This is a genomic window from Nostoc sp. (assembly GCF_036919555.1).
Taxonomy (GTDB): Bacteria; Cyanobacteriota; Cyanobacteriia; order Cyanobacteriales; family Nostocaceae; genus Nostoc.
This window is the reverse complement of the sequence record NZ_JBALCS010000109.1, coordinates 21,621-46,660: the sequence shown is the minus strand read 5'-3', so window position 1 is coordinate 46,660 and position 25,040 is coordinate 21,621. Positions and strand designations below refer to the sequence as shown.

Sequence of the window (25,040 nt, the reverse complement as noted above, 5' to 3'; positions counted from 1 at the left end):
GGAAAAAACTATGTTAGAAGACAAAGAATTAGAAATCCAGATGCAGTTTCTGGAAGAAGCAACTGATTACTTAAATACTCTAGAAGGGATATTGCTGGAAATCGATACTACTAACCGCATCGATTTAGATAAAATTAATGCTGCACTCCGGGCGACTCATTCTATCAAAGGTGGCGCGGGGATGATGGGATTTAGATCCATCAGTGATTTAGCTCACCGTCTGGAAGATTCCTTTAAAGTTTTAAAAACTAAAAAAAATTCTCTTGAAATTGATACTCAGTTGCAGAGTTTATTGCTATCTGGAGTTGACTGGCTGCGTCAGATTGTCGAATTGCTTGCAGAAGGAAATGTTGTTGAAGATCAGTGGTTAGCAACCTTTTGTTATCCCATTTTTGATGAGTTGCACGATCGCTTGGGCGACCCTAACCCGGAGGATGCCTCAACCATGCTATCCCCAGAAGATGGACAAAACGTTATCCCCTTGCTATTTGGAACAGAAGTAGAAGAGTGTTTGCAGCGTCTAGAATCTATATTGGCAGATAACGAACAGCCCGGATTGCATGAAGAAGTTGTCATGATGGCATCTGAATTGGGCGGTTTGGGGGAAATGCTCCAGTTGGCAGCTTTTACCAAGCTTTGTGAGTCAGTAACGCAGCAATTGGAAACTGTTAGCAACGATCGCATTCCCGAAATTGCCGAGTTAGCATTGCAAGCATGGCGGCGATCGCAAGCTTTGATACTGACAAATCAACTAGATAACTTGCCTACAGAAATTGACTTGGGTAGTTATACGCAATCACAGCCACTATTACAAGCAGAAGTAATACCACAATTTATCGCCACAGATACAGCTGATATAGAAGTAGAGTCAACATCTGTTTGGCAACCAAAAATAACTCCAGAAACTTGGACTAAAGATGAAGCGTTGGCGCAGCCCACCGCAGGTATCGCAGCTAATTTTACATTTGTAGATGCAGAAGTTACAAATGACGTAAATGCTGTCAATATCACCGAGCAAAATACAATATTTGCTAGAGAAAATAATCCTCCAGATGCCAGATTTGGCGAAAGCAAAGTCGAGCCAGTTAGCATTGGCAAAGAGCGTGATACTCATGAAAATAGCGTCCGAGTTCCTAGCAAACAACTAGAGCAAATTAATGATTTATTTGGCGAACTGATTGTTCAGAGGAATGGTTTAAACTCGCAACTAGAAAAATTACGCAAACTCGTTCGTAACCTCAACCAGCGAGTCCAAGTTCTCGACCGAGGAAACCAGGAATTACGTACAGCCTACAAGAAAATTTCTCCTCAAGCTGCCTTGTCTGCTGCGGTGCCTTCGCAAGCTGAAAATGGCCACCAAACACAAGGTAAAGATAGCAAATTTGATGCCTTAGAAAAGGATCGCTATCACGAATTAAACCTGCGATCACAGGAAGTTATGGAAACCATTGTTCAGGTACAGGAAGTCACAACTGATGTGCAACTCAGTGTAGATGATACAGACCAAATTGCTCGTAAACTAAACAAAACATCGAAACAGTTACAGACCAAACTAAATCATATTCGGATGCGGCCTCTGTCCGATTTAATCGAACGTTTTCCTAGAGCTTTGCGCGATTTAAATGTAGAGTATGGGAAAAATGTCCAGTTAAAAATTGAAGGTGGGAATACTTTAATTGAACGCAGCATTTTAGAAGCATTAAACGAACCTTTAATGCATCTGTTAAGGAATGCCTTCGATCATGGTATCGAAGATTCAGCCACCCGCCGCCTTTTGGGTAAACCAGAACAAGGATTAATTGAAATTAAAGCTATTCACCGCAGTAATCGCACCCTGATTACCATACGTGATGATGGTTGGGGCATTTCTCTGGAGAAAATTCGCATCCGCGCCCTAGCTATGGGATTGGATGCTTCTCTACTTGCTAATGCTAGTGATGAAGAACTGTTATCACTAATTTTTGAACCAGGTTTTACCACCTCAGAGCAAGTGACAGCATTATCTGGTCGCGGTGTCGGCATGGATGTGGTTCGCAACAACCTGAAACTGATTCGAGGTGATGTCAAAGTTAATACGGAACCAGGAGTTGGTACTACCTTCATCCTATCAGTACCCTTTACACTTTCCGTTGGCCGAGTTCTGCTAGTAGAAATTAACAAAATGATATTGGCATTTCCCACAGATGTCATTTCAGAAATATCTTTACTCCAAAACGATCAAATTTTCCAAATGGCAGGTAGCGAAGTTCTAAATTGGCAAGGAACGATGCTGCCACTGATTCGCCTGAATCGTTATTTAGAGTTTAATTGCCTGCGCTACGATAACCCAGAATTGGAAACATCGCCAGCAATTAATACTAGCAGCGTGTTAGTAGTCAATGGTAATAATCAGCCAGTAGCAATCCCAATAGACCGTTGCTGGGGTGAACAGGAAGTTGCTATTCGCCAAGTCGAGGGAAATATACCTCTACCTGAAGGTTTCAGTAACTGCACAATTCTCGGTGATGGTCGAGTAGTGCCACTAGTTAATGTCAATGAGTTGCTGTATTGGATTGCTACAAATCGGCAAAGTCCCAAAGGCACTCAATTACCATCAGCAAGGTTAAAAACACCGTTCCTCATATTTGATGAAGAAAAAATATCAGCAGCATCTGTTAAGCAGAAAGGCACAATTTTGATCGTAGATGACTCGATTAATGTTCGCCGCTTTTTAGCCCTGACCCTTGAAAAAGGAGGGTATCAAGTAGAACAAGCTAAAGATGGTCAAGATGCCTTAGAAAAACTCCATAGTGGATTGAGAGTTGAGGCAGTAATTTGCGATATTGAAATGCCTCGTCTAGATGGGTATGGCTTTTTAGGTAAGGTAAATTCAGATGTGGATACAAAAAATATCCCAGTTGCGATGCTGACTTCTCGTAGCAGCAATAAACATCGGCAATTGGCTATGCAATTGGGGGCGCGGGCTTACTTCTCTAAACCTTATAACGAGCAAGAATTACTCCAAACGCTGGAGGAAATAATTCATCCTGTAGCAGGAAAAGGCGCTTCTAATTAAAATTTGATAATTCATAATTAGATTTTAGTAGATATTTTCGTAGGGTGCGTTAGCCTTTGGCGTAACGCACCATTTTAGTACCTTGATGACTAGAAGTCGCGCCTACACAGACTTAACCCGCGCAGGCGGGTTAAAAGACTGAGTTATATCAGTAATAATCGCCCAGCTTTTGCGTAATACTATTTGTGTAAATTGAAATAATAGACCTCTTGCATAAATCAAAAATAAGAACCCCACCCCGCCAAAGCTACGCTTTGTCTCCCCTCCCCGCAAGCGAGGAGGGGTTAGCAGGGTGGTTTCATACAAGCAGAGAAAAAACTAAAACTGGGTTTCAAAGCCTCTCGACCTTTCGGGGAGAGGTTTGGAGAGGGTAAAAAGCCACGTCACAAAACGAGAATCAAAACTTATCTATTTTTATTTCTTCGTATTAAAACAGCCTGCCTCTCCGCAAGCGAGGAGGGGTTGAGGGTGTGGTGTTAGGGATTTTTGCAAGAGGTCTAAAGACGAAGCTAAGTCAGCACTACAACAAACAGACCGCACAAAAGCGATCGCCGCCTTGGTGCAACTGCTGCAATCAACAACTGTGGATGACTTCACTCGTAGGCTGGCAGTAGAAAGCTTAGGGAAAATCGACCCAGGCAATGAAATTGCGATCGCCGCCTTAGTGCAACTGCTGCAATCAACAACTGTGGATGACGACACCCGTAGGCTGGCAGCAAATAGCTTATGGAAAATCGACCCAGGTAATGAAATTGCGATCGCCGCCTTGGTGCAACTGCTGCAATCAACTACTGTGGATGACGACACCCGTAGGCTGGCAGCAAATAGCTTATGGAAAATCGACCCAGGCAATGAAATTGCGATCGCCGCCTTGGTGCAACTGCTGCAATCAACTACTGTGGATTACTCCACCCGTTGGCAGGCAGCAGATAGCTTAGGGAAAATCGACCCAGGCAATGAAATTGCGATCGCAGCCTTGGTGCAACTGCTGCAATCAACAACTGTGCATGACTTCACCCGTAGTATGGCAGCATCAAGCTTAGAGAAAATCGGCACTAGCAATGAAATTGCGATCGCCGCCTTGGTGCAACTGCTGCAATCAACAACTTTGGATGACTTCACCCGTAGCCAAGCAGCATCAAGCTTAGAGGAAATCGACCCAGGCAATGAAATTGCGATCGCCGCCTTGGTGCAACTGCTGCAATCAACTACTGTGCATGACGACACCCGTAGGCTGGCAGCATCAAGCTTAGGGAAAATCGGCACTGGCAATGAATTTGCGATCGCCGCCTTGGTGCAACTGCTGCAATCAACAACTGTAGATTACTCCACCGCTTGGCAGGCAGCATCTGACTTAATAGAAATTCTACAGGATAATAAGCATCGCTTTGCAGTAGTCAAAGCTTTAAGTGGTTATTGGCTATTGGATTATAAATACTACGATTTAGCCTGGAATTGCGCTCAGAATATGCTTTACCCGGATTTCTATCAAGCTTGGCATCAGCATAATGTTGCTACTCGTGCGATGCGAAGCTTAAAGAAAATCCTCTTCACAAGAATAATTTAAGTTATTTTGCAGCAGGGAGTTCTAAATAAAGTTCCCGTGATAACAACAGCTTGTCCATTTGTTACCAAAACAGACGCGGACGTTACGAATGTTTGTCTGTTAGCAACAACAGCTTAAGCATTTATTATAAATGGATACTCATTTGCTGCAATTGCGTACTCATTTGTAGCAAATGCTGTCTTATTTATAAGTAATACTTAAAATCTAATCAAACAAATTAAGCATTTATTATAAATGGGTACTCATTTGTAGCAAATGCTGTCTTATTCATAAGTAATACTTAAAATTTAATCAAATAAATTAAGCATTTATTATAATTAAGTACTTATTTGTAGCAATTGTTGTCTCATTTGCAGCAATTGCTTATGCATTTGTTATAAATGCTTGAACTTTAGCCGAGAGATAGCGTTTTTGCGGATACAACACTGCGATCGGTAATCCGACTTGGGTCGCGTAGGCTTGGAGAATAGGTTGGAGGTTTCCACGGGCGATCGCTTTCGCTGCAATAAATTTGGGCAATTGCACTACACCGGCTCCTTGAATGACCGCCTCTAAAATGACTTCTGAGTTATCAAATCGCAGATAACTCTCAACGGCAAGGTCAATGGATTTTCCGTCTTGTTCAAACTTCCAGTTAGGTTCTCGCCGAGTCTGTGGAAAGATAAAGTTGACACAGCGATGCTGCAATAGTTCTGCGGGCGTTGTGGGCGTACCATACTGAGCGAGATACTGCGCTGAGGCACAAGTGGTGTAGCGTGCAGTTGCCAGATGGTGCATCATTAAACTGCTATCGCTGCTCATTCCAATCCGTACTGTCGCATCAACGCCTTTCTCAATCAGATCGATCAGGCGATCGTTAAAAGAAACATTCAGATTTAGCTTCGGATATTGTACGGCAAATTGCAGCAGAGCTGGGGCGATATGCATTTTGCCAAACGCAAAGGTTAGATCCAGTCGCAATGTTCCGCTCGGCATGGATTGCGATTGTTTGATTTCGAGTTCGGCTTCTTCCAAATCGTTGAGAATTTGCTGAGAGCGTTGATAAAATCGGTTGCCATCTTCGGTCAGGGTCAAGCTGCGAGTTGTCCGCTGGAGCAAGCGCACCCCCAATTCATCTTCTAAGCGCAATACAGCCCGACTCACGGCTGACGGAGCCATGCCTAACTGTCGGGCGGCCTCGGAAAAGCTGCCATATTGAGCGGAGCGCATAAAAATCATCAGGCTTTTGAGCTTGTCCATTGACGCAACCACATTTTTGAATTTTTTGCATAAGTGCTTTGAATTTTAACTACTTTCTCTTTTTTTCTGTATAAGCTATTGTTTAGACAAGATGAAATTTTAGATACGCAAACAGTATTGAAAAAAAGCATGACACAGCAAATAAACGCAGAACGACTCATCTTAGTCACCGGAGCACAGGTTTGGGCGATCAGTGCGATGCCTTGACCGTAGACCGCAATAGGGCAACTTGAGTAAATCTAAAACAGGAGCAAATTCACCACTATGGAAAATCCAATTAATGATCTTACGACTGTAACTGCTCAAGACGGTCAGGTTCTGTCGGTTGTCGGCGATACCTACCGCCTGGTTATCACCGGTGAACAAACTGGAGGAGCTTACGCTGCTATTGATATGCTGGTGCCGCCGAAAGGTGGGCCAGGACCCCACGCGCACGCCAACTTTCAAGAATCTTTTTACGTTTTGGAAGGGGAAGTCGTGGTTAAAACTAAAGCCCAGTCCTTTGTCGCCCGGAAGGGTTCCTTTGTCAACATTCCCAAAGGCGGGGTAGTGCATGACTTTAAAAATGAGACAGATACAATAGCGCATCTGTGGTGCGTGGTGGTTCCCGCTGGACTAGAGAAATTCTTTCAGGAGATCGGAACGCCCGTAGCGGCTGGCACCTTTCTGCCTCCCCCAGTTATGGATGAGGCAGCGCAACAACGGATGCAAGAAATTGCCAGAAAGTATGGTCAGGAAGTGTTCCCGCCAGACTATCTTGACTAGCGAACCACGATGCTTTGCTTCTACTCAACCAACGAGAATCCAGATGACTGATAGGGCGATGTTCGTTTTAGTAAACCAAAAAGTTTTTCCGCGAACAGCGATCGCTAAGAATCTTACTATTAATGAGTTTAAATACGAAGCCCGCTCAGACTTGTCTCTGCGCGGGCTAATTATTTTATGGGCAATTAGTCGAACATAATATCAATGTCCCTGAAACTAAAATACTTTCAGGAACCTTTATTAAGCCTCAACTTTTACACCGTTCCAGAAGGCAACATAACCCTCAATATTCTTAGCCTTCTCCTTAACGCTGGGATAGTACCAAGCGGCATCTTTATTGATTTGTCCATCAACTTCAATACTGTAATAGCTAGCGACACCTTTCCAAGGACAAGTGGTGTGGGTGTTACTTTCTCTGAAGTACTGCTTGTTAATGGTGTCAGCAGGGAAATAATGGTTGCCTTCCACAACTACAGTATTATCACTCTCGGCTAAAACTGCTCCATTCCAAATTGCTTTCGACATAAACGACTTTGTTAATAAACTATACACATAATATTTTGACACTAAGCTGTAGCGTCTTTAATTTTCCAGAGTGTTCTCTTTGCAACAAAGGTTCCAGACCATAAAAAGTAGTTATACGCGCGATCGCTTATCAGCTTATTTGTAGTGAATTTATGGAATCTGTGACGCTGACGGGTGTGTTTTTGAGCCATATCTAACACCGACGCAGTAACTAGACGACCACATCAGCGTCTGAAACGGACATTTTGCGTAATACACATTAGAGTTGGTTTGTACAGTGCGTAAGTCCTAGCCAGAATAGTCATCACCTGTTTGATGAGGATGTTATATCAGAACTGATTACATTTGTCAATAATTTTCTCTTTTATCTACGAATGTAGGTAAACAAACCAGGCTGTGATTGGTTTATCAAAAAGGCAAAGGGAAGGTAAAAAGCTTTTTGGTATTGTGGGCGACTTAATTCATCCCTTTATCCTTTACCCCTCTTTTTTATTATTCTCAGATTAATTTAGTTCTAATCATGATCAAAAACGCTATTCTAGATCCTCTAGTAACCGATGTTCGGTGTGAAGAAATTTGTCAGATTTTGGGAGAGACTTACAACCAGGAACGCTGGAACGATTGGCGCTGGCAAATGCGGCATCGGTTAACTAAGCTGGAACACTTTCAGAGGTTATTAAGGCTTAGTGCTACCGAAGAACAGGGACTTTTAATCGCACCAGAGAAATTTGCTGTAGCCGTAACCCCATACTTTGCATCACTGCTTGATCCAGAAGATCCGCTTTGCCCACTACGGTTACAAGTGATACCACGAGAAGAGGAACTCATAGTTAGTACAGCAGACATGGTAGATCCATGCGGTGAAGATAATGACACTCCATTGCCAGGACTTGTACACCGCTACCCTGATCGGGTGTTGCTGCTTGCCCTAGACACTTGCGCTGCTTATTGTCGCTATTGCACCCGTTCTCGTTTAGTCAGCCAAGGTGAGATGTATCCAATAACGCGGCGCTTGGATGCGATCATTGCTTACCTGGAGGAACACACCGAGATCCGTGATGTGCTAATTTCCGGTGGTGATCCTCTGTTGATGTCTGATCAACCTTTAGACAACTTGCTTGGGCGGCTGCGTGCCATTGGGCATATTGAATTTATCCGAATTGGTTCCCGCGTGCCGAGTTTCTTACCGCAGCGAATTACACCGGAACTGGTTGCCTTGCTTCGTAAACATCGCGTGTGGCTGTCTTTGCACTTTTGTCATCTGCGGGAACTTACCCCAGAAGTGGCACAAGCTTGCGATCGCCTAGCTGATGGCGGCATTCCTTTAGGCAGTCAAACCGTGCTGTTAAAAGGTGTGAATGATTCTGAACAAGCGCTCAAGCAGTTGTTTCACGGTCTTCTCAAGTTGCGTGTACGACCCTATTACCTTTACCAATGCGACCCAGTTGTTGGTACAGCACATCTGCGAACGAGTGTTCAAACTGGACTTGATCTAATTTCTAAATTGCGTGGTCATACCACTGGCTACGCTGTACCAACCTATGTAATTGATGCCCCTGGCGGTGGTGGCAAAATCCCAATTCAAGCCGAGACTCTACTTGCATACGATAAGGGCACAGCTACAGTGCGAAATTGGGCAGGTAAGACATACACCTATGTAGATCCAGTGGAGCGGGCTAACACTATATAAGTTGATCGCCATCATCCAAAAGAGCCAGTTGGAATAGTTCTGTTGAGTTGTTGGCGAACCAAAAAACTAAGTAATCGCAGGAGATTAATTGGAATGTTGATTGTTGGTAATACAAACCTAAAAGGTCGAGGTGTCTTCGCACAGAAGCGCTTTTTGAAAGGAGAGATCATTGAGAGAGTGCCAGTTGTTGTTATACCCGCAGAACAGGTTAAATTCCTAGATAAAACAATTTTGGGCAACTATTACTACGATTGGGAAGATAAAGCTGCAGCGATCGCTCTAGGTTTATCTTCTTTGATCAACCATTCTTACTATCCTAATTCTTATTATGTGAAAAAATTCGCCGACCGAGAGTTGGATCTGATTGCCTACCGAGATATACAAGTGAGAGAAGAAATTACTGCCAATTACAACGGTTCTCCTGACGATAAATCTCCTATATGGTTTGATGTGGTTGATGAGATATTTTCAACTCCATTGAGGATTTAGTAATCGTAATTCCTCAATTAAGACACCTGATTTGGACATTAAAGCTAACAGAGAAAGCTTTCTCACTGGGAATTATCGGGCTATGGGGTTATTAATTGGTATGTGTTATGACCTGAAGGCAGACTACCTTAAGGCTGGTTTCAGTGCCTCTGAGGTGATGGAGTTCGACGATGAAGAAACTATCATCGGGCTAGAAGCTGCACTATTTCAGCTAGGTCATCAGGTTGAACGTGTCGGCAATGGTAGAGAACTCGCTCTGCGCTTGGCCAAGGGCGATCGCTGGGATCTGCTTTTCAATATTGCTGAGGGTTTGAAAGGTCGCTCTCGTGAAGCCCAAGTCCCGGCAGTCTGCGAATTATTCGCTCAACCCTATACCTTTTCCGATCCGCTCACCTGCGCCTTAACGCTAGACAAGGCACTTACTAAGATGGTAGTGCGCGATCGCGGTTTGCCGACAGCCCCCTTTGAGGTGGTGAGTACTACCGCAGAAGCCGCCGCCGTGTTGCTGCCAATGCCACTTTTCCTCAAGCCGGTGGCGGAGGGCAGTTCTAAAGGGATAACTGGGCGTTCTCTTGTCAAAGAACGCCAGGAGCTAGTAAATAGTTATCAATTGTTACGCGAACTTTTTCAGCAAGCAGTACTCGTGGAAACCTTTCTTCCCGGTCGAGAACTAACAGTGGGTATTATTGGCAACGGCAGCAACTCACGGATAGTAGGTGTGATGGAAGTAATTTTTACAGACCAAGCAGAAACCCCCGCCTATACCACCCTTTACAAGGATGAGTATCTAGAACGGGTATCTTATCGTTTGCTCATAGATCCCGAACCACTGGCGGCACAGGCAAAGCAGCTGGCGCTGGATGCTTACCATACTCTTGGTTGCCGTGACGCTGCCCGCATGGATCTGCGCTGCGATACTTATGGAGTGTTGCAGTTTATGGAAGTTAACCCATTGCCAGGGCTACATCATATCCGCTCAGACTTGCCAATTATGGGACGTTTGGGTGGTATGACATACACAGAAATCATTGCTGAAATAGTCGAGTCTGCATGGCAAAGGTACAAATGTTGAAGCTAGTTGCGAGGGTTTGTAGTAAGGACTTTAGTACTTAGAAAATAAAGACTAAAGTCCTTACTAAGAGCCAATTTGATTTATTTTATTTTACATTACATAAGATAGTTTGATTTATTCTTGCCGACTTACTTAGTGCGGCACAAACAATCCCTAATCACTCTAAGATTTTTTGAGTTGAAATCGGATACCACTCAAAGCCACGGAGAAAATTGCTTTGCTCGCTCGGACATTGGCTCCAAACGCACGTCTATCGTTATTTCTTCATTAGGTTGAATATCTATCAAAGCAAATACTTTACGTTTTTCAAGGTCAACCACGGCATTGGGATTTCGAGAATGATTGACTGCCGCAAACTTAGTTGAACCCTCAGCTGTTAAACAAATTTCCTCACTAATTCCAATAAATTTACCCTCCCTGAGAAATTCATCGGTTTGCTCGGCATATCTAACCTCTTGGTAAAAATTGGAAAAGCTAAAGTCTATTATTTGCTCATCTTCTAATATCAACTCCTTGGCAAAAAGTCCGTAACCGTTAATTATACTCTGACGAACTGCACATTTAGGCGCATTGTCAACCAAGTTTTTTATCTCTTGAGGAGTCAGCATAATTACAAGTTTATATATCTTCAATTGTTTAGTTTTTCTAACTTAAAATTTATTTTAGCTGAAGTTTTTAGGGCTGTTCAACCAGACTCTCAGAAGTCAAAAGATAAAAACGCCAAGTTAAAAGCACTGCACCTATGAGTAGCCCTAATACTAAACCCAACCATAAACCTATAGCACCCCAGCCGAAAGTAAATGTCATCAGATAGCCCCCACCTAGACCTACCCCCCAGTAAGCGAACATAGTGATTAACACTGGCACTTTAGTATCCTTCAACCCGATCAATGCACCAGCAGCAATAGTCTGAATAGAATAAAATATCTGGACTATTGCCCCCACAGCTAGGAAAGAAATTGCCGTTTTAACTATCTCGATATTATCCAGATTACTGGTGTCCAAATACATTGCGACAATATAGTTGGGAAACAGCCAAAAAATTAGTGCCACAATGCTCACAAAGGGACTAACTAGGGCAATGCAGACAAATCCCGCTCTGCTTGCACCCTGGAGATCATTTTGTCCCCTCAGATGTCCTACTCTCATGGTGATGGCATAGGAAATACCTATAGATACTGTTTCGACAAAATTTTCTGTCTCGACGGTAATTTCATGAGCTGCTAAAGTCTCTGTCCCAAACCATCCCATCATTAAAGCAGTGGCAGTGAATACTCCAATTTCTGCTCCGTACTGCAATCCCAAGAACCATCCAGTTTGGAAGATATCTATAAACATATCTTTATCGAACTGATGTAGAGCGCAATCAAGTTGGTAGTTTTTAAAGTAGTCGTCGAAGTAAACCCACCCGGCGGCGGTAATAAAATTCAGCCAAAAAATGAGTGCGCTTCCCCAACCGATACCGGCTAAACCAAGGGCTGGTAAACCAAATTTACCGAACATTAGTATGTAATTAGCAGCCGCATTCAATAATAGTCCAGCCACCGTAATTACTGTTAGGAATTGGGGGCGATTAAGGGCAGAACTAACTTCTTTTAAGATACAAAAACCGAGTGTAGCAGGAAAACCCCAAACTATAGACCGCAAATATCTTTGAGCTAATAACACATTGCTTTGTTCTTGACCAGTCAGCAGTAGGATAGAGTCAAAGTGCCAAATGACAAACATCACAGGTAAGCACATCGTCACAGCTAACCAAATTCCTTGACCGGTAGTACGGCTAACTAGGTCTACTTTTCCAGCACCAAAAGCATTGGCGACGCTTGCACCTACTGCTGAAAGAATAGAACGACAAATGGAAGCTAGAGTAGAAAAGGCCACTGCACCTAAAGCACCCGCAGCTAAAGCTTGGCTGTTAAGTAAGCCCATCATCACGCCATCCAATAAAGGAATGCCCGCTTCTAAGATTTGAGTAATTACCAGAGGAACTGCCAATTGTAGGCAGGCTTGGACTTCTAATATCAGTTCTGACTTAAATTCTTTTGAAGTTAACTCCATTGGGCACAAAAATTAAGGAGGGTGCAAAAAAAGTAAAATTTAATATATTAAGATATGTTACCACTTACAGATGCATCAACTCCAGCTATTAGCGATTGCCCCACCTTGACCTTAGCTAAATACACATCACTAGTACTTACGCATTGACAAGAAAACCAAAATACGTATAGTCGGAAAACCCATATCTTTCGTAGGGGCAATTCATAAAAAACTCCACCCACAAGGGGATGGAGTTTTTGGGCATGGGGAATGGGGCATAGGGCATGGGAAAGAAGTTACCAATGCCCCATGCCCTATGCCCCAAGCGGCGGAGCGGCTATCCCTCTCCACCCACTCTTGGGATGGAGTTTCCCGCCGCTTTCAATGAATTGCCCCTACGCGCGGGTATATTTATCATCAAGTAATGATTAATAAAAGCCTAAAACGACCTATTTTGGTAAATGCATACCATGATTAGTTTGTACAGTGCGTAAGTCCTAATCACTATGAGTTGTGAACTTGGAATTAAAAAATTGCTTTAACTCAACATTCACAACTCATAACTTTTTAACGTTATCGCGCCGGTAGTTGTGGGTGTTGAACAGAATATTTAGCGACGATGCCAGAAATCTCAGGGTTGTAAAGCCTCAGATAATTCCAGTAGTTGCCAAATACTTGACGCACATAATTTTTCGTTTCATCAAAGGGAATTTGTTCAACAAACTCATCTGGATCTTGTGTAGTTTGAGTTTGCAGCCATTTAGAGACATTGCCCGGACCAGCATTGTAACTGGCGATCGCGAGCAGCGAGTTATTGTTATATTGCTGATGAGTATGATCCAAATACCATGTACCCAGCATGATGTTATCGTTGGGATTTTCTAAGTTTATGGTTTTGATATCCACCTTGATTTGTGGGGTAATCCATTGAGCTGTACTCGGCAACAACTGCATTAAACCAGTAGCGTTAGCAATAGATTTGATTTTTGGCTCAAACCGTGACTCTTGACGAATTAAGGCAGTGACTAACAGGGGATTGAGTTTACGCTCAGTAGACCATTTTTCAATCTCCCGGAGATAAGGAAATGGATAACGGGCTTGCCAGTAGGTGATTTGCTTGCTGAAAGTTTGATATTGGGCAAGTTCAGCTGGTGTTTCGCGGTCTTCCAATTTAGAAATTTTGTCAATTCCGATGAGATTTTCTCCCTTAGCCTGCCGCATCAACCCTTCAGTAAATTGCTCTGCTACCGTCGGCTGAATTTTATTCTGAAATTCCGTTTCCCATTGTAACCAGGCATCGCGGTCTTGACCCAGCAGATACAATTCTTTGAAAGTTTCAGAACCAGTTGGCGGTAATGGACGCTGAGGTGTAATTACTTCGGGGTTCATCACGCGCACATTGTCAAAGTTGCCAACATTTAGCCCCAACATGTTCGCGGCTCGCCATGCATAGTAAGAGTAGGGAAATTGGCTAATCACATACTCATAAGCAGTTTGAGATTGCTGCTGTTTCCCTAGCAAAGCTGCCCATTTTCCTACCCAAAAGCCTGCTCTCGGAGCCAAAATACTGTTGGGATTGTTGGTGACAATTGGTTCTGCCCATTGCCAAGCACCAACGTAATCTTTAGCTTTGGCTTTGTCTTGGGCAATTTTCCAGCGATACTCTGCCGCTTCATCAGAATTTCCGTACTTGGCTATGAGTAATTGCCACGCTTGGCTAGCTGACTTTTGATTATTCAGGGCTTGGAGAGTTTTGGCTTTTTGTACCAGTGCAGTACCAGCTTGTTTCGGAAATTTACTAATTACCTGCTCAAGATAGGGTAAGCCATCTTTAGGTGTTGCCATTTCTGCTAAACGCAGTAGAGCATTCCCAGTTTCCTCAGTATTTGGAAATTGCTGCACTAATTGTTTATAGGTGGCGATCGCTTTTTCTTTATCTTTGCCTCCTACCTGTAACCCCCGTGCGGTACGGTAGAGGTTGCGAGATGTTTTGGGTGCGTTGGCATAAGCATTCGCCGCTTTGATAAATTGATTATTTTCCCAATAGCTTGTACCAATTAGTTCCCAGTCTTCGGGTTTGAGGGTAGGTTCTTTTACTAACTGATCTAAAACGCCAACTATGCCTGGTTGGTCATAGGCATATTTAGCCAAAATCAACTGTAATTGTGGCTGATTGGGATTTTCTTGCAAGCGTTTGCGAATAATTTCCCAAGTCAGAGGATTGGCAGGAAATTGAGCGATCGCTATTTCTTGTTGCTTCGGTTGGGCAATTAGATAGAGCGCTTTCACAGAGGCCGCTTCTTTGGGATACTGTTTCAGCACGCTTTGCCTGAGATCCGAAGCTTTGCCATCCTTCCCCAGTATATCCTCTGCCTGTGCCTGTTTCAGCAAAATGTAGGGCGCGAGAATAGGATAGTCTTTCTCTAGTCCGTCTAGTAAAACTAGGGCTTTTTGCGCTTGGGTTCTTTCAATGTAATCACTCGCCAAAAGATAACGAGCGCGATTTCGATCTGGCGATCGCGATTCTTGAGCGATCGCTGCTAGTTTTGCCGCCCGTTCTGGCAGCGATTCTGATACCAGTGGAAAGACGGCTGATTGGGCAATGCTACCCTCTGATGTTTGCTGTGCTTGATTCTGACTCAGTTTGAGCCATTTCCCCAGAGACTTGCCAATCTGAGGTGCTGATACCATTGCCCCAGCTAAAAAGGCAAACAGTGCTGCACCCGCAATTATCGAAATTTGCTTTTTCTGTAGTTTCTTCAGCATGAATACCCGCTGAAAAGTTCCGGTGAATTTCTTGAAACTCTAACACTCCTAATCATCAGTGTTACCAATTTTTAATTTTAGATTTTTAATTTTATGTAGAAAAATTCTAATTTTCAATCCTATGGTTAGTAGTATTGAGTAGATATCACATATTAAATATTATTACATCTATCTTTGGTTTGATGGATTGGGGTGATCGCTCCAAAAATACTCCTATGCGTAGGCGTAGTCAGCCGTAGGTATCGCCGAAATAGCAAATGGGGTCGCCGAAATGGCAAATGGAGTCGCCGATATAGCAAATGTGATCGCCGATATAACAAATGGAGTCGCCGAAATAACAAATGCGATCGCCGATATAGCAAATGGAGTCGCCGAAATAACAAATGGAGTCGCCGATATAGCAAATGCGTAGGCGTAGCCCTTGATAATGATTAACGGGACTTAAACAAAAAAGAAAACTAAAATAAGATATGATTTACCATCAATTATTGCAGAATTAATGGTTACTCAATTTGCGAGGAGTCGTGGTGCGCCACTCACTGCAATTACCATATCACGTTGTTGCATTAGGCGGCTTTGTTTTGTACCGAGTTCAGTGCGATCGCCTGCTCTTGTAGGATGCGTTAGCGCCAGCGTAACGCATCACCCAAAACCTTGAACTCACCGATCCCAAACCTCTAATAAGGGCATCAATTCCTCCTTCATTCCCCAATCAACCGAATAAATACCCTGTGCTACATATCGGTGAAAACTTGAATACTTCCAATCCATTGCTCGCTGACACAACCCATGTTGTACTGGATTGTAATGGATATAATCACAATGCCGCGCAAAATCAGCATCATCTCGAATCCAATGTTCCCAAAATCGTCGCTGCCAAAGATTGCTCTCTCTCCGTTTCTGCCGTGATTCACTCCGGTTTGCCAGCAACTGTAGCTTAGACGCTCCTTGCTTGGTGACATCGCTTTTAATCAATCGCCAACGAGTTGCATAATCACTATCATTGGGTGGTAAAGTCCAGATGCAGTGGATGTGGTCAGGTAACAACACAATGGCATCGATCGCAAAAGGATATTTTTCACGAACCTTGAGAAATGCCGAGCGCAGCAAAGGACGGGCAACATCCGTGCAAAGCCACGGTTGTCTTTGATGTGTTACCTGGGTAAAGAAGTAGGTACCGCCCTCAATCCTGCTTTTGCGGTAGTTGGTCATTGAATCATACAATTCGGATTTGTTGATTAGTTTGCCCAAATCCAGCAGATAATCGATAATTCAGCACGTTTATTCCAGAGGGTGATGCGTTACGCTATCGCTAACGCATCCTACAAGATCGAGTGATCGCACTGTAAAATCAGCCACCATTAGACGAGGTACGGTTCCCCCGTAGTAGCAAAGGTCACTTTTTGGGCGGGGCTACTCCCGTGAACAACTTCACATAAATCACTAATCTTCATTTCAGCATCCCCTGATGAATTTCCATCAGCCCTGCAAAACCTGAACAGCAGTCAACTTTAGCGAAGCAAATACCAGCGAAGCGATCGCGCTATCCCGTACATACACCTTCTCCTCATAAAAACCCTCTACCCATTCCAGAACCGTCACTCGCTCTTGTATCGGATCGACGATCCAATACTCAGCAATACCCCGCGCCGCATACTCCGATCGCTTATAGCGATAATCACGACTGCTCTGATTTGGACTCACCACCTCAACCACCAATAACGGGGGTGGCATCTCTGGCATCACCGTAGATCGTTTAGCCCCCTCCATCGCAGTCGCCAACTCCTCAGAAAACACCACCAAATCAGGAACGCGCACCCGTGAACCAGTAGTCACAATTTCCGTTTTCATCGACAGCCGATAAGCAGGAATACCCAGTTGCACAAAGCAGACAAGGATAAACATGGCAATTCGTCGATTTATCTCACTCTCAGCCGTCATCAGAAGCAATTCTCCATCTTCAAACTCATAGAGAGCATCTGTACCATCGTCATAATTAAAGAACTCCTCAAGAGTCATCTTCCCAGATGCAGCTTTCTCTAATGTGATTGCCATAATCACCTTACCTTCTTGTTAAAAAATCATTAGCTTGATCTATTATCGCAATATCTCCTCTAAGTACAGCTTTGCGTAAAATCGTGGCGAATTGAGAGTTGAAATTTAAACGCATAGGTGCTTCGCCTTCCCGCAGGGTAGGGGCGGTAAACGCAAAGTCTCCCCTCTCCTTAGTAAGGAGAGGGGTTGGGGGTGAGGTTTTGTATTTTATTTACAGGAGAATTCAAGTATTTGAACCACATCTGTCGTAAGGGCACAGCATTGCTGTGCCCCTACCGCGTGGTTTATTTACCTGAAAATAGCTGTAATACCAAGTTGCCAAAGATAGTATTTGGTAGAATTCACATTCCTTGCTCAAGCAATCCTCTGAGCTTTTACAGGAATCTCAATCACAAACTTTGTGCCTTGCCTCAGTCTGGAATCACACCAAAGATTACCGCCATGTTTCTCAGTCACAATTTGATAGCTCATAAACAAACCTAAACCAGTGCCTTTGCCAACGGGCTTAGTGGTGAAAAAAGGATCAAATAGTTTAGAGCGAATCTCTTTTGAAATGCCTATTCCATTGTCAGAAATCATAATCATCACTTGGTTTGTATCGATTTGACGAGTCTGAATGCAGATGGCATTGGGGTTGGCTGAAATGTCTTGCAACAAACGCCCCTGATTAGATTCTTCTAATGCATCAACAGCATTGCTCAAAAGATTCATAAACACTTGATTAAGGGAGCCAGGATCACATTCAATCAGTGGTAACTCACCATACTCTTTAATAAGCTGGATCTGTGGGCGATCGGCTGTTGCTTGCAATCGATGTTGCAAAATCACCAAAGTACTATCAATCCCTTGATGAATGTCTACCGCTTTCAATTCTGCTTCATCCAAGCGCGAGAAGTTCCGCAGCGATAACACAATAGTACAGATACGCTCAGTACCAATTTTCATGGACTGAAGAATGTTGGTCAAATCTGACTGTAAAAAGTCCAGTTCAAGTTTATCCAATTCTGCGTGCAGAGCTTGAGGTGGATTTGGATAGTGCTGTTGGTAAGCTTGCAATGCTCTCAACAAGTTTTGGATATACTCAGAAACATAATTCAAGTTGCCATGAATGAAATTAACCGGGTTATTGATTTCATGGGCAACCCCTGCTACCATCTGTCCCAATGCAGACATTTTTTCACTCTGAATCATCTGCAATTGAGTCCGTTTCAGTGTTTGTAGGGCTTGCTTCAGAGTCGTATTCTTTTGATTCAATTCTTCAGTTCTCTGCTGAACTCGAACTTCCAGAGTTTCATTGGTTCTGGCTAATTCGGCAAAAGCTAAACGCAGCTTGGTTTCTGCTTGTGTTCGTTCGGCGATCATTGCTGTTAGCACCAAAATGGTAAGTGTAATCACGCCAATAAATGATTGCAGCTGCATCAAAGATTCGTTCAGATTCGCAGTCACAAAACCACCTTTGCCATTGACGGTTGCGATCGCTGCGATCGCAGCCACAATAAAAGTTAACAGTGTTGCACCCGGTTGCCCCAGTCGAAAGGCAGACCAGATTAACGTCGGAATTAACATATACTCTAAGTGATATCCCTTACCAAAAGCAACTTTGGCGATCAGAATGACTAACCCCATAAGGATAACTGGCTCTATGATTAACCAGAATCTTAAAGGGTGTGAGTTTGCTATTGAGTGTCGAAGATGAGGGAGATTTTCAGAATCCTCTGAGGTTGAACTGAGGGATAAGCATTGCCAGATTGGATGTCGGTTTTTTTGAATTAATTGCCCCCAACTAAGCAGAATCGGAGTAACGATAAAAATTCCCGAAACATTAGAAATCCACCAGGTTAACCAGACTGTCCCATACGCTGTCCAGGGAACTTTACCACTCAACGCCAAGCAAGCCACTCCAACAGTTGCATTGATGATCGGCCCCACCATCCCGGTTAAGATCAAAAATTTGAATACGTTGGTAACACGTTCTAAGGGATAGTGAATGTTGGTAGTTTTCCGCAGCAGGAAAGCACCCAACAGAGTCCCCAAAGTTGTTCCGATCGCAATTCCTAGTACTGGCAGCGTTGAAATCACCAAGGATAAGAAACTTGTTGGATCTCGGAACGCCCAGAAATTAGCGAGAAATGAACCCAGCAAAACACCGTAGCCCATCCAGTTACCAAACAATAGAACAGCCCCAGTAGCAATTCCATCTGGAGGCCAAACTGGAGTCACATTCTGGGGTGTGGAGGCAAGGTGCCGTGAAATTTCAGCCATTCCATAATAGGCGATCGCTAAAACAATGGTGCCTCCGATTTGCCTTAGCGGATGAGGGAATATAGAGGATTTTTGTTGAATCATCTGTTTAGTGGCTGCTTGATATCAAGGTTCCTTTCTAAACATAGAATGCCCTTTTCTCTTAACGTCGGAACATAAAGCAGCTATGAAAGTAGTTTACAAAACGTATTAAAACAAGCGGTGATTTATACCCTAGCTCTCAACTGTGGTGAAAAAGCTGTCCGCAGTCTCCTGATTAGAGATAATATTTCTATCATCAGTAATTCTCTATCATCTATGACTCAAGCCATACCCAAGCTAGTAACCTTTGAGGAATTTGTCGATTGGCTACCCGAAAATCGACGAGTACGCTACGAACTACATAAAGGGCAAATTGTTGAAATGGCGCAACCAGTAGGGGAACACGAAGAAGTTAAAGGATTTCTATGTATCGAAATTGCTGTTGAAATCCAACGTCTAGGATTGCCCTACTTCATGCCCAACCAAGCTATAGTTAGACCTCCTGAAAAAGATTCTGGTTACGTCCCAGATGTGTTGGTGCTAAATCGTGCAAATCTGGCAAGCGAAAAATTATGGAAAAAACAATCTATCGTTAGTTTGAGTGCATCGATCCCTTTGGCAATTGAGGTTGTATCAACTAACTGGCGGGACGATTACTACTTAAAATACGCTGACTATGAAGAGATGGGTATCCCCGAATACTGGATTGTCGATTATGTTGCCTTGGGTGGACGTAATTTTATCGGTAATCCCAAACAACCGACAATCTCTGTTTGTAACTTAGTTGATGGAGAATATCAGATAAGTAAGTTTCGAGATAGCGATCGCATTATTTCCCAAACTTTTCCCGAATTAAATCTCACCCTAAATCAGATTTTTCAAGCTGGTGTGGTGTAGCGTTTATCGTTTTGCCAATTCTGGAGTCCGTCCCTTCAAACCAATCATCAACTTCAGCATAAACACCTTTAATACAGGTACTCGCTGCAAAAACCATAAACCGAGGCGACGCACCACTACCACAGGTAAGAAATTATTAGAAAACATCCGATCTAACAAATCGGTGAAACCTAAAATCGTCAGGTTTTCTAGCTTGCGCCAACGTTCATAACCTTTAAGAATTTGAATGTCGCCAATATCTTTACCCGCTTGGTGCGCTGCTTGGATTACTTGCGCCAAAGCTGCTGCATCCCGAATCCCCAGATTTAAACCTTGTCCGCCCACAGGATGGCAATTGTGCGCCGCATCACCAATTAATGCCAGTCGCGGGAGAACATAGCGATCGCTTTGCATGAGTTGTACTTGGAATACAAAGCGATCGCCTAGTAATTCCAATTTCCCCATCTGATTGCCATAGCGACGGGTTAATTCTGCCAAAAATTGCTGATCATCTAAAGTACATAAAGCTTTTGCTTCTTCGTGCGGGGCTGTCCAGACAATGCGGCAACGGTTCCCCGGTAAAGGTAAAATTGCAAAAGGGCCGCTAGACCAAAATCTTTCGTAAGCGGTGTTATTGTGCGGTTTTTCTGGTTTGACAAATGCAACTATGCAAGACTGCCAATATTTCCAGCCAGAGGTTTTGATACCAGCAGCTTGACGAATCGGCGATCGCGCCCCATCTGCTGCTATTAGTAATTTGCTCTTGACTGTCTGTAAGCGATCGGCAACTTTAATATCTATCGCTACTACATCCTGCTGATACTGCGTATTTACCACTTTTGCCGGACACAGATAAGTCACATTTGGACAATTTTGGACAAACTCCTGCAACGGTTGCAACAACGCTTGGTGTTCCGCCACATAACCCAACTCTGATGTATTTAGATCATCTGTGGTAAATTCCACCACATTGGGAGAATCGGCATCAGAAAGACGAACCCGGTAATATTTGGCGATTTGAGGCAACATTTTGTCCCAAACTCCAATTCCTTGATAAATTAGCGACGAAAGCTTATGAACTGCATAGGCTTGCCCCTTTGCTACCGCCGCTGATGCCAATGTTGCCTCAATCAGCAAGACACTCAAACCAGAATCTTTTAAAGCAGAGGCTAGAGTTAACCCAATAATCCCACCGCCGACAATTACCAAATCATATTCATATCCCCGCTCATTTGGCGGTGTTGGTTGAGGGGAAAGAGTTTGCTCAAGCTGCGTTAAGGCCATTGTTAAGTTAGGTTACAGCGTCTTCACTTTTATTTTGACGCGATCGCGCCCTTTAAGGCAAGTTAATAAAATTGAAAAACCTCACTGATGACTAAGGACAACAGCGAGGTTACACAGCTTTACTTATTTTGCTGATAAATAAAGTATAAATTTTGTTGCAGAGCTACTACCAACTATTACTACTAAGAGTAACTTATCATTAAATATGCTGTGTTTTACAGCAGGAGATTATGGATGATGTTTGCGAACGTGATGGTGACGCATTGGTTTGTGATGATGTCTATAATAATGCCTAACAGCAGCTGAAGCCGGTGTAGCTTGAAAGATTGGTGCAGCAATGGCTACGGGGGTAGCGATCGCCAGAGCTATAATTAAACCTTTAGCAAACTTGTTCATGTGATTTCCTTGATCCTCTTTATTCAGTGAATCTATGAATTGAATATGACAAATACATATGTCGATATCTTGTTATTTATATGAAGTTTTCGTGGATATTTTTGCCGATATTAGCATCTATATACACCTGATAATTTATTAGTCTTCAGAGAAAAAACACGGAGTTTTTCGGCAAGTAGCTAGAGTTAATTGTTAGACTATAGCGTTTTCTAATTTAGTGATGTACAGCTTAACCTTACCCCGACAAACCTGTACTTTATCTCCTCTTTCCTTGCTAAGGGGATGAGGTTTTGATCTGATGTACTTCATCCACCTGAGAACCACTATAAATAAGGGTGATTCTATTGTTTTAAAGAAATTTACCAACTTCAAAAAAAACCTACTGTGATCCACAGCAGGTCTAAATTGTATGGTATGTAGTTAGAGAGTAGTAGAAAATAAACTTGTTATATAACTACTGCAAAATATCAAAGTTAACAGCAACTATAAAGATCATATTTGAGCAGTAAGACACTGATGAATAACCAGGGCTATTTAGTTCTAGGCATAAACCGCCCAGAACTAAAGTTCACAGGCTTTTAGCTAAAGTCCGTTAAAACGGACTATAAACTTTTCTCAGTCGTCTTTAGAGGATGTTTGAAAAGTCGTAAAGTATATCAAAAACCCCGCTTCCATTCCTCTCCCAGAAGCGGAGAGAGGCTTTGAAACCCCCATTCCCTTGTAGGGAAGGGGGGCTAGGGGGGTTAGGTTTCTGAGCTTTTGATGTTAGCAATAATACTTTTCAAACGTCGTCTTTAGACGAGTTTCGCTATTAGACTCAGAATTCATTCTGAGACGGGCTAGATGAGAATGAACTAGCCCTGCATGAATAACCGTCTATAGCCCAATACCCTTGGGTTAAGGATAATTGTAGGTTGGGCTCAACATTCGTGTTACTCAACAAACCACGACAAATGTTGGGTTTCGTTCCTCAACCCAACCTACACAGCTTAAGCTTTTTGGCGCTAACCAAGCTTATTGCTATATAGTCTATGTTCACTGCCAGCTTAACCATTATTAAGCAGATATCAAGGAAGCGTCTGACGGCTTTACAAAAGATGAGAAGAACAGCTATTTACTTTCATCAATAATTAGTTACTTGGGGTAGTTGGTGTAGGTGCAGGTGGCGTAGTTGCATCTGGTGGAGTAACGGGTTTTTTAACTGCGGATTGTTTAACTACGGATTTACTTTTAACAGCTTTGCTAGAGTTGTGGTGTTTGTGTTTATGATGTTTCCGTTTTGCAGTCTTGGATTTGGCAACTTTAGCAGTTGCGTAAGTTGCAGTCGGGGTAGGAGTAGTTTTGGCTTGAACAGTAGATGTAGAAACGGCTACAGGGGTAGCAAACATTAGAGCCAAAAGTAAGGCTTTAGCGAACTTATTCATTTAAAACTCCTCATCAAATAACCAATTGCCTAACTATCTACTAGTCGTATGTCATTAGTTTGTAATTTGTGTGAATCTTACGTGTGATTTTTTAATTATCTCTATTCAAAGATAGATGACTTTAAGTAAATACCTTGCTAAGTGATACTAGTTGCCATAAGATGATCAGCTATTACAAAGTTAGATGTAACATTTTGCACATCATCTAGGTTTTCTAAGGTAGCGATGTCTACTACGGGCTATTCGGCGTCGCGCCTAAATAGCTTGATAGGTTAAGATGGCTGTGTTAATTTTGATTAGGAAATGCTGAGAGCCATTAATTCTTCTGCTATTTCAAAGTTAGCTGTGACATTTTGCACATCATCCAAGCCTTCTAGAGTGTCAATTAATTTGAAAAGCGATCGCGCCTGATCGGGATCAGTAACTTCTACGCTATTACTAGGAATCCAGCGCAATTCGGCATCAATTACCTTAAATCCTTGATCTTTGAATGTCTGGCTAAGGGTTTCTAAATTGCCAATGTCAGTAAATACTTCAGCCATCTCATCTTCAGTCATCTCATAAGACTGGGCATCGCCTTCAAGGGATGCTTCTAAAAGCTGTTCTTCATCAACTACACCCTGCACCACACAAACGCCTTTTTGCTCAAACATCCAGCTAACGCAACCGACTTCACCGAGATTGCCACCATTTTTACTAAAAGCTACACGCAAGTCAGCAGCAGTGCGATTACGATTATCTGTGAGGGCTTCGATTAAAATTGCCACACCACCAGGGCCGTAACCTTCGTAGCGAATCGCTTCAAAGATCGCATTATCACCGCCAAAAGTGCCTGCACCTTTAGCGATCGCTCGTTCAATATTATCATTGGGGATACTCGCAGCCTTTGCTTTGTCAATTGCCGTGCGAAGTTGAAAATTCAGCGCCGGATCTGGTACACCGCTTCTAGCCGCAACGATAATCGCCCTAGATAACTGAGTGAAGGTTTTTCCCTTCCTTGCATCTACTACGGCCTTCTGGCGCTTAATATTTGCCCATTTACTATGTCCTGCCATAATCTTAAATTATCAAAACTCTATTCAAGATTAGGATATACCTAGCTTTTGCCCAGATGCAAAGGTGCGGTTGTTAAACTCCACCCATAAAGCGATGGAGTTCTTCTGACTCCTTTCATTCAAAAACCATCATTCCAGGATGATTGATAGGTAGTATCCAACTCGTAGGTTTAGCGTATGTACCTGCTGGGTATGGCGCTATCCATGCGTTAGGTTTACACCCAGGAAGGCACAGGCATACATGAGTATCAGACAGCCACCATACTTGGTATTGATCCGCCCAGTAAAATATCAGCTTACCGGACATCAGATCATTTACGGTTGCCCGCCTAGCCATTTTTATCGCCCTCGCCTTTGTCCCATTCCTGCCACTGTTCTACGGTTTATTCTATTTCTTCTTGTGTGGACTCTCTTGTTGTACCGTCGTCCTCTTCTGTTACAAAATCACCAGGGTTTTCTGGA

The 25,040-nt window shown here is 43.1% G+C and carries 23 protein-coding genes and 1 pseudogene; 11 read left to right on the top strand and 13 right to left on the bottom strand.

What is annotated here, in order from left to right:
* The first annotated feature begins 10 nt into the window (after positions 1-10).
* The 3 genes and pseudogenes from V7K36_RS30350 to V7K36_RS30340 all read left to right on the top strand — a co-directional run bounded on the left by V7K36_RS30350 (position 11) and on the right by V7K36_RS30340 (position 4,622).
* Positions 11-3,055, top strand: coding sequence for a hybrid sensor histidine kinase/response regulator (locus V7K36_RS30350; protein ID WP_335121364.1), 3,045 nt, complete (start codon positions 11-13; stop codon positions 3,053-3,055).
* Positions 3,056-3,572: 517 nt separating this feature from the next.
* Positions 3,573-3,770, top strand: a pseudogene (locus tag V7K36_RS30345) (HEAT repeat domain-containing protein); the annotation flags it as partial.
* A complete protein-coding gene (locus V7K36_RS30340; protein WP_335121445.1) occupies positions 3,744-4,622 on the top strand; it encodes a HEAT repeat domain-containing protein in 879 nt (292 codons plus the stop codon). The pseudogene V7K36_RS30345 and the gene V7K36_RS30340, both read left to right, overlap by 27 nt.
* Positions 4,623-4,985: 363 nt before the next feature.
* Here the strand turns inward: V7K36_RS30340 and V7K36_RS30335 are convergent, their stop codons facing one another.
* A complete protein-coding gene (locus V7K36_RS30335) occupies positions 4,986-5,861 on the bottom strand; it encodes a LysR family transcriptional regulator (protein ID WP_335121362.1) in 876 nt (291 codons plus the stop codon).
* Positions 5,862-6,125: 264 nt separating this feature from the next.
* On the opposite strand from V7K36_RS30335, the gene V7K36_RS30330 reads away from it, so the two are divergent.
* Entirely contained in the window at positions 6,126-6,626 is a 501-nt protein-coding gene (locus tag V7K36_RS30330; protein ID WP_334948611.1) for a cupin domain-containing protein, read from the top strand.
* Complete coding sequence (locus V7K36_RS30325; protein WP_335121360.1) at positions 6,619-6,825, top strand: hypothetical protein; 207 nt, start codon at positions 6,619-6,621, stop codon at positions 6,823-6,825. The genes V7K36_RS30330 and V7K36_RS30325 overlap by 8 nt, the downstream gene beginning before the upstream one ends.
* A 41-nt stretch (positions 6,826-6,866) precedes the next feature.
* On the opposite strand, the gene V7K36_RS30320 is transcribed toward V7K36_RS30325, so the two are convergent.
* The gene (locus V7K36_RS30320; protein WP_335121358.1) at positions 6,867-7,151 is read right to left on the bottom strand and encodes a DUF427 domain-containing protein; all 285 of its coding nucleotides are present in this window, start codon (positions 7,149-7,151) and stop codon (positions 6,867-6,869) included.
* Positions 7,152-7,671: 520 nt separating this feature from the next.
* Here V7K36_RS30320 and V7K36_RS30315 point away from each other — a divergent pair.
* The 3 genes from V7K36_RS30315 to V7K36_RS30305 all read left to right on the top strand — a co-directional run bounded on the left by V7K36_RS30315 (position 7,672) and on the right by V7K36_RS30305 (position 10,402).
* Positions 7,672-8,841 carry a KamA family radical SAM protein gene (locus V7K36_RS30315; RefSeq protein ID WP_335121356.1) on the top strand — a complete coding sequence of 390 codons (1,170 nt, stop codon included), beginning with the start codon at positions 7,672-7,674 and terminating at the stop codon, positions 8,839-8,841.
* Between the two features lie 93 nt (positions 8,842-8,934).
* Entirely contained in the window at positions 8,935-9,330 is a 396-nt protein-coding gene (locus tag V7K36_RS30310) for an SET domain-containing protein (RefSeq protein WP_335121355.1), read from the top strand.
* A gap of 31 nt (positions 9,331-9,361) precedes the next feature.
* Positions 9,362-10,402: a D-alanine--D-alanine ligase family protein gene (locus tag V7K36_RS30305; RefSeq protein ID WP_335121353.1), complete on the top strand. Its 1,041-nt coding sequence runs from the start codon at positions 9,362-9,364 to the stop codon at positions 10,400-10,402.
* Between the two features lie 194 nt (positions 10,403-10,596).
* On the opposite strand, the gene V7K36_RS30300 is transcribed toward V7K36_RS30305, so the two are convergent.
* Positions 10,597-11,010 carry an SET domain-containing protein gene (locus V7K36_RS30300; protein ID WP_335121351.1) on the bottom strand — a complete coding sequence of 138 codons (414 nt, stop codon included), beginning with the start codon at positions 11,008-11,010 and terminating at the stop codon, positions 10,597-10,599.
* Between the two features lie 67 nt (positions 11,011-11,077).
* On the bottom strand, positions 11,078-12,460 hold the full coding sequence (locus V7K36_RS30295; RefSeq protein WP_335121349.1) for an MATE family efflux transporter: 1,383 nt from the start codon (positions 12,458-12,460) through the stop codon (positions 11,078-11,080).
* 263 nt (positions 12,461-12,723) lie between these two features.
* On the opposite strand from V7K36_RS30295, the gene V7K36_RS30290 reads away from it, so the two are divergent.
* Positions 12,724-12,864, top strand: a complete 141-nt coding sequence (locus V7K36_RS30290) for a hypothetical protein (RefSeq protein WP_335121347.1) — start codon at positions 12,724-12,726, stop codon at positions 12,862-12,864.
* Positions 12,865-13,012: 148 nt separating this feature from the next.
* Here the strand turns inward: V7K36_RS30290 and V7K36_RS30285 are convergent, their stop codons facing one another.
* On the bottom strand, positions 13,013-15,205 hold the full coding sequence (locus tag V7K36_RS30285) for a lytic transglycosylase domain-containing protein (RefSeq protein WP_335121345.1): 2,193 nt from the start codon (positions 15,203-15,205) through the stop codon (positions 13,013-13,015).
* A gap of 271 nt (positions 15,206-15,476) precedes the next feature.
* On the opposite strand from V7K36_RS30285, the gene V7K36_RS30280 reads away from it, so the two are divergent.
* Entirely contained in the window at positions 15,477-15,617 is a 141-nt protein-coding gene (locus V7K36_RS30280) for a hypothetical protein (RefSeq protein ID WP_335121343.1), read from the top strand.
* 248 nt (positions 15,618-15,865) lie between these two features.
* On the opposite strand, the gene V7K36_RS30275 is transcribed toward V7K36_RS30280, so the two are convergent.
* From V7K36_RS30275 to V7K36_RS30265, 3 genes are all read right to left on the bottom strand, one after another.
* Entirely contained in the window at positions 15,866-16,417 is a 552-nt protein-coding gene (locus tag V7K36_RS30275) for an REP-associated tyrosine transposase (protein ID WP_335121341.1), read from the bottom strand.
* Between the two features lie 267 nt (positions 16,418-16,684).
* The gene (locus V7K36_RS30270) at positions 16,685-17,260 is read right to left on the bottom strand and encodes a Uma2 family endonuclease (protein WP_335121340.1); all 576 of its coding nucleotides are present in this window, start codon (positions 17,258-17,260) and stop codon (positions 16,685-16,687) included.
* Between the two features lie 354 nt (positions 17,261-17,614).
* The gene (locus V7K36_RS30265; RefSeq protein WP_335121338.1) at positions 17,615-19,606 is read right to left on the bottom strand and encodes an MASE1 domain-containing protein; all 1,992 of its coding nucleotides are present in this window, start codon (positions 19,604-19,606) and stop codon (positions 17,615-17,617) included.
* 213 nt (positions 19,607-19,819) lie between these two features.
* Here V7K36_RS30265 and V7K36_RS30260 point away from each other — a divergent pair, with 213 nt between their 5' ends.
* Positions 19,820-20,440: a Uma2 family endonuclease gene (locus tag V7K36_RS30260; protein WP_335121443.1), complete on the top strand. Its 621-nt coding sequence runs from the start codon at positions 19,820-19,822 to the stop codon at positions 20,438-20,440.
* Between the two features lie 3 nt (positions 20,441-20,443).
* Here V7K36_RS30260 and V7K36_RS30255 read toward each other — a convergent pair whose 3' ends face one another.
* From V7K36_RS30255 to V7K36_RS30235, 5 genes are all read right to left on the bottom strand, one after another.
* Positions 20,444-21,703 carry an FAD-dependent hydroxylase gene (locus V7K36_RS30255; RefSeq protein WP_335121336.1) on the bottom strand — a complete coding sequence of 420 codons (1,260 nt, stop codon included), beginning with the start codon at positions 21,701-21,703 and terminating at the stop codon, positions 20,444-20,446.
* A 228-nt stretch (positions 21,704-21,931) separates the two neighbouring features.
* The gene (locus V7K36_RS30250; RefSeq protein WP_335121334.1) at positions 21,932-22,099 is read right to left on the bottom strand and encodes a hypothetical protein; all 168 of its coding nucleotides are present in this window, start codon (positions 22,097-22,099) and stop codon (positions 21,932-21,934) included.
* A gap of 1,130 nt (positions 22,100-23,229) precedes the next feature.
* Positions 23,230-23,523, bottom strand: a complete 294-nt coding sequence (locus tag V7K36_RS30245) for a hypothetical protein (RefSeq protein WP_335121332.1) — start codon at positions 23,521-23,523, stop codon at positions 23,230-23,232.
* Positions 23,524-23,819: 296 nt separating this feature from the next.
* Entirely contained in the window at positions 23,820-24,578 is a 759-nt protein-coding gene (locus V7K36_RS30240; protein WP_335121331.1) for a YebC/PmpR family DNA-binding transcriptional regulator, read from the bottom strand.
* A 115-nt stretch (positions 24,579-24,693) separates the two neighbouring features.
* Positions 24,694-24,915, bottom strand: a complete 222-nt coding sequence (locus V7K36_RS30235) for a hypothetical protein (protein ID WP_335121329.1) — start codon at positions 24,913-24,915, stop codon at positions 24,694-24,696.
* Positions 24,916-25,040: the final 125 nt, after the last annotated feature.

Coding starts and splice junctions, on each gene's coding strand:
- V7K36_RS30310 (WP_335121355.1), top strand. CDS start 8,935: ATGTTGATTGTTGGTAATACAAACCTAAAAGGTCGAGGTGTCTTCGCA.
- V7K36_RS30265 (WP_335121338.1), bottom strand. CDS start 19,606: ATGATTCAACAAAAATCCTCTATATTCCCTCATCCGCTAAGGCAAATC.
- V7K36_RS30295 (WP_335121349.1), bottom strand. CDS start 12,460: ATGGAGTTAACTTCAAAAGAATTTAAGTCAGAACTGATATTAGAAGTC.
- V7K36_RS30280 (WP_335121343.1), top strand. CDS start 15,477: ATGGCAAATGGAGTCGCCGATATAGCAAATGTGATCGCCGATATAACA.
- V7K36_RS30290 (WP_335121347.1), top strand. CDS start 12,724: ATGGGAAAGAAGTTACCAATGCCCCATGCCCTATGCCCCAAGCGGCGG.
- V7K36_RS30235 (WP_335121329.1), bottom strand. CDS start 24,915: ATGGCTAGGCGGGCAACCGTAAATGATCTGATGTCCGGTAAGCTGATA.
- V7K36_RS30240 (WP_335121331.1), bottom strand. CDS start 24,578: ATGGCAGGACATAGTAAATGGGCAAATATTAAGCGCCAGAAGGCCGTA.
- V7K36_RS30250 (WP_335121334.1), bottom strand. CDS start 22,099: ATGAACAAGTTTGCTAAAGGTTTAATTATAGCTCTGGCGATCGCTACC.
- V7K36_RS30260 (WP_335121443.1), top strand. CDS start 19,820: ATGACTCAAGCCATACCCAAGCTAGTAACCTTTGAGGAATTTGTCGAT.
- V7K36_RS30330 (WP_334948611.1), top strand. CDS start 6,126: ATGGAAAATCCAATTAATGATCTTACGACTGTAACTGCTCAAGACGGT.
- V7K36_RS30335 (WP_335121362.1), bottom strand. CDS start 5,861: ATGGACAAGCTCAAAAGCCTGATGATTTTTATGCGCTCCGCTCAATAT.
- V7K36_RS30350 (WP_335121364.1), top strand. CDS start 11: ATGTTAGAAGACAAAGAATTAGAAATCCAGATGCAGTTTCTGGAAGAA.
- V7K36_RS30300 (WP_335121351.1), bottom strand. CDS start 11,010: ATGCTGACTCCTCAAGAGATAAAAAACTTGGTTGACAATGCGCCTAAA.
- V7K36_RS30255 (WP_335121336.1), bottom strand. CDS start 21,703: ATGGCCTTAACGCAGCTTGAGCAAACTCTTTCCCCTCAACCAACACCG.
- V7K36_RS30275 (WP_335121341.1), bottom strand. CDS start 16,417: ATGACCAACTACCGCAAAAGCAGGATTGAGGGCGGTACCTACTTCTTT.
- V7K36_RS30315 (WP_335121356.1), top strand. CDS start 7,672: ATGATCAAAAACGCTATTCTAGATCCTCTAGTAACCGATGTTCGGTGT.
- V7K36_RS30270 (WP_335121340.1), bottom strand. CDS start 17,260: ATGGCAATCACATTAGAGAAAGCTGCATCTGGGAAGATGACTCTTGAG.
- V7K36_RS30245 (WP_335121332.1), bottom strand. CDS start 23,523: ATGAATAAGTTCGCTAAAGCCTTACTTTTGGCTCTAATGTTTGCTACC.
- V7K36_RS30320 (WP_335121358.1), bottom strand. CDS start 7,151: ATGTCGAAAGCAATTTGGAATGGAGCAGTTTTAGCCGAGAGTGATAAT.
- V7K36_RS30285 (WP_335121345.1), bottom strand. CDS start 15,205: ATGCTGAAGAAACTACAGAAAAAGCAAATTTCGATAATTGCGGGTGCA.